This is a genomic window from Aminobacter sp. P4_H6_2, from assembly GCF_056400805.1.
In genome coordinates, this window is sequence record NZ_JBFUKO010000553.1 from 1 (window position 1) to 3,586 (window position 3,586).

The following is a 3,586-nucleotide window of genomic DNA, read 5'->3' on the forward strand; positions in this document are numbered from 1 at the left end:
GGCCAAAGGCGCGTCGAGCGAGGAATAAACGACAAGCGTGCGCGCGTCCGAAGCGCCGTTGAGTGCTGGAAAGACGGTGACCTCGGCCCAGGCGGGCGCTGAAAGGCAAACAAGGGCGGCGAGAATGGCAAAGCGCATGATCGCTCGACCATGCATCAGCCAAGCGAGCGGCACAACGGCGAAGCGCTATAGATGCGTGCAAGGGGCTCTGGACCTTTGCCTATCGAATAGGCATCGTCATAGCGGGTGGGGCAAGGAGAATTCGGTTGCGCATTCTGGTGGTGGAGGACAACGCGACGCTGGCTGGTGGGCTGGCGGCGGTGCTCAAGGGCAGCGGCTATGCCGTCGACGTGGTCGGCGATGGTGCGTCCGCCGTGGCCGTGCTCGCCACCGAGCGCTTCGACCTCGTCATCCTCGACCTCAACCTGCCCGAGATGGACGGGCTCGACGTGCTGCGCACCATGCGCGGACGCCAGCATGACGCCGCCGTGCTGATCCTGTCGGCGCGGCATTCGCTCGACGAGCGAGTGAAAGGGCTCGACCTCGGCGCTGACGACTACATGGTCAAGCCCTTCGACGTTGGCGAGCTGGAAGCGCGGGTGCGCACCCTGCTGCGCCGCCGCGCCGGGCTCAAGGCGGCGACCGTCACCTTCGGCGAGGTGGCGCTCGACCTCAACACGCGCAGCTTTTCCTCAAACGGAGCTGCCATCGACATTCCGGCGCGGGAACTGGCGCTGCTGGAAACGCTGTTCATGCGCGCCGGCAAGGTCGTCGCCAAGCAGGCGATCATCGAATCGCTCGCCGGCTTCGACGAGGATCTGAGCGCCAACGCCATCGAGCAATATGTCAGCCGCCTGCGCAAGCGCCTGGCTCCTTACGGCCTGACGGTGCGGACCGCGCGTGGCATCGGCTATTATCTCGAAAAGCTGCCAAGCCCCTGATGGCCCGGACGAAGCCCTATTCGCTGCGCAGTCGGCTGCTGCTGTGGCTGCTGGTGCCACTGGTCACCATTGGCCTGATCGCGCTCGCCGACACCTATCGCGAGGCGGTGGACACGGCGAACGCCGTCTCCGACCGGGTACTGGCAGGTTCGGCGCTGGCGATCGCCGAGCGCGTGGTGGTGGCCGAGGATGGCGCGCTGGAAGTCGACATCCCCTATGTCGCGCTCGAAATGCTGACCTCGGCGGCACAGGACCGCGTCTTCTACCGTGTCGACGGCCCCCAGGGGTTCATCACCGGATACCAGAACCTGCCTGTCATCCAGGGGCTCGAACAGGAAGAAAGCGGCTATGCCGACGCGAATTTCCGCGGCGAGCCGATCCGGTTGAGCTCGCTTTCCCGCGCCGCTTCGACGGGTGCGACCTCGATTCCTTTCGTCGTTACCATCGCCGAAACGACCATCGCCCGCACGCAGCTGGCGCAGACCATCCTTTTGCGCTCGGCGCTCAGGCTCGCCATCCTGATCGGCAGTGCGGCGGCGATCGTCTGGCTCGCCGTCACCTTTTCGCTGCGTCCGCTCTACCGGTTGCGCGACGCGATAGCCGAACGCAATCCCGACGATCTGCACCCAATCGAACAATCGGTGCCCAAGGAGGTGCGCGGGCTGGTCGACACCGTAAACTCATTCATGGGCCGGCTCGGCTCGGCACTGGGTGCGATGCGGCATTTCACCGGCAATGCCAGCCATCAGCTACGCACGCCGCTGACCATCATCCGCACCCAGCTTGCCCTTGCCGCGCGCGCGCACTCGCTCGAAGAGGCGCGGCAGGCCGCCCGGATGGGCGACGAGGCGGTCGCTCATGCCGAGCGCGTCATCGCCCAGCTTTTGCTGCTCGCCAAGGTCGACGAGGCGGCGTCCGACAGGCTCAAGAACCTTGGCGCGGTCAACCTGACCGAGCTTGCGCAGACGCTCACCGCCGATCGCGTTACCCAGGCGCATGCCGCTGGCATCGATCTCGGTTTTGACGGCGAAAAGGCACTGTTTGTACGCGGCGAACCGATGCTGCTCAGCGAAATGATCCGCAACCTGATCGAAAACGTGCTCGCTTATGCCGGCAGCGGCGCGGAGGCGACGGTCAAGGTGCTCGACGGTGGCACGGAGGTCGTGCTGGAGGTCGAGGACACCGGACCGGGCATCCCGGCGTCGGAGATGGAAAGTGTTCGCCAGCGTTTTGTGCGCGGGCGATCGGGCGACAAGCCAGGTGCAGGGCTCGGCCTGCCGATCGTGGAAGAGATCGCGGCATTGTTCGGCGGACGGCTGGAGCTGCTGGCAGGCGCGAATGGCCGTGGCCTAAGGGTACGGATTGCGTTTCCGTCTATAAAAACGCTGTAGAAATTGCCCCTCATCCGCCTGCCGGCACCTTCTCCCCGTAATGACGGGGAGAAGGAACAAGCGGCAACGCCAACGCCCCCCTCTCCCCGTATTTCACGGGGAGAGCGACTGTCTTGGCGGTCAAGCGGTTTGCCATGGTTTTTGGTCCCGGATCATGGCGTTGAGGATGGTGAGGAGCTTGCGCATTGTCGCGACGATGGCGACGATCTTGGGCTTGCCGGCGGCAACGAGCCTGTCGCGGAAGGCCTTGAGGACAGGGTTGTGACGTGCGGCGACAAGGGCTGCCATGAACAGTGCGGCGCGGACGCGCGTCCTGCCGCCGCCGATGAAGCTCTTGCCGCGCCATTGGCCGGACTGGCGGGTGAAGGGAGCAAGGCCGGCAAGTGCGGCGATCTGGCGGCGGTCGAGACGGCCGAGTTCGGGCAGCTCGGCAATCAGGGTCCTGGCCACCGTTGGACCGACGCCACTCACCGAAGTCAGCAGCTTCTCCTTGATGCGCCACAGCGGCGACTTGCGGATGTGGTCGTCCATGTCGGCATCGAGGCTGGCGAGTTCGCGCTGCAACGCCGAAAGCAGCCGCTTGATGCTCTTGCGGGTTTCCCGGGCGGTTGCGTTGCGAGCGCGGTTCTGTTCGGCGACGATCATCTGCACGATCTGCCGCCGCCGCGCCACCAGATCGGCCAGCGCCCTGGCCTCGGCGTCGGGCAGAGGCCGCAGCTCGGGCCGGGTGGCGGTAACGAAGGCGGCAATCACCGCCGCATCGATCGCGTCGGTCTTGGCGCGCTTGCCGAGTGCTCCGGCGAAGGCGCGCACCTGTGCTGGATTGACCACCACCACCGGCAGCCCGGCGCCCGACAGGGTCGCCACCGCCAGTGTCTCCAGCCCGCCCGTCGCCTCGAGCGCCACCCGCTCCGGCCCSAGCCGACCGAGCCGGGTGCAGAGCTCCATCACCTCGGCATCGTTATTGCCGACGGCAAAACGCTCGCCCGAGGGCAGGACATGAATGTCGAGCCGCTCCTTCGAGACATCGATCCCTACAACGACAAAAGCAGCGTCCATCTTCTCCCATCCTTGCCTAATCGGGCTTCGCTTGCGGCCCTGGCGACTGTTCGGGGTCGATGGAACGGCGGACGAAGACCCAAGCTCTCCCACGGGCTTGGTGTCCCAAAGGAACTTCGGTCTCCCGTCCGCCACCGCACCGCTAACAATAGCAGATGCGGCAACGTTCAAGTTACAAGGGTAAGGGTGAGGGGC

General features: G+C 65.7%; 3 protein-coding genes. 2 read left to right on the forward strand and 1 reads right to left on the reverse strand.

Annotation, left to right across the window (positions count from 1 at the left end; genetic code table 11):
• Window positions 1-266: 266 nt before the first annotated feature.
• Together AC1DUU_RS26365 and AC1DUU_RS26370 are read left to right on the forward strand one after the other, a co-directional pair.
• Entirely contained in the window at window positions 267-941 is a 675-nt protein-coding gene (locus AC1DUU_RS26365) for a response regulator (protein ID WP_476786315.1), read from the forward strand.
• Complete coding sequence (locus tag AC1DUU_RS26370; protein ID WP_476786316.1) at window positions 941-2,332, forward strand: sensor histidine kinase N-terminal domain-containing protein; 1,392 nt, start codon at window positions 941-943, stop codon at window positions 2,330-2,332. The genes AC1DUU_RS26365 and AC1DUU_RS26370 overlap by 1 nt, the downstream gene beginning before the upstream one ends.
• A gap of 120 nt (window positions 2,333-2,452) precedes the next feature.
• Here AC1DUU_RS26370 and AC1DUU_RS26375 read toward each other — a convergent pair whose 3' ends face one another.
• Complete coding sequence (locus AC1DUU_RS26375) at window positions 2,453-3,391, reverse strand: IS110 family RNA-guided transposase (RefSeq protein ID WP_476786317.1); 939 nt, start codon at window positions 3,389-3,391, stop codon at window positions 2,453-2,455.
• Window positions 3,392-3,586 lie beyond the last annotated feature (195 nt).